General features: G+C 38.9%; 1 protein-coding gene. It reads left to right on the top strand.

The window, feature by feature from the left end; all coding sequences use genetic code 11:
- Nucleotides 1–232, top strand: a 232-nt coding sequence (locus tag KVT37_RS32295; RefSeq protein WP_217579037.1) for a hypothetical protein, incomplete at its 5' end; no start/stop codon positions are given.
- Nucleotides 233–265 lie beyond the last annotated feature (33 nt).

Genomic DNA, 265 nt, shown 5'->3' on the forward strand with positions numbered 1-265 from the left:
ATATAACTTCACAAATGGAGCTAAACCTGATCCAACTGCGCAGCAAGTTCAAATGATGTTAATTCATACATCTTGTATGGTTGCACCTGAAAAATATGAATTCGTTTCAGTTGATGCGCCTAGTGCAAAAACTGCAGGAAAATACTTTTACTTTGAGCGCCCATACGATGGCGTTTTTATGTTTGATACTAAAACAGGCGGTATTGCATTCGTAACAGCGCCAAAAGCATAGGAGGGGAATTATTATGGCCGTAGTCGTAAAAAA

Origin of the sequence: Mesorhizobium sp. GbtcB19, from assembly GCF_019091085.1 — a bacterium.
Taxonomy (GTDB): Bacteria; Pseudomonadota; Alphaproteobacteria; order Rhizobiales; family Rhizobiaceae; genus Mesorhizobium.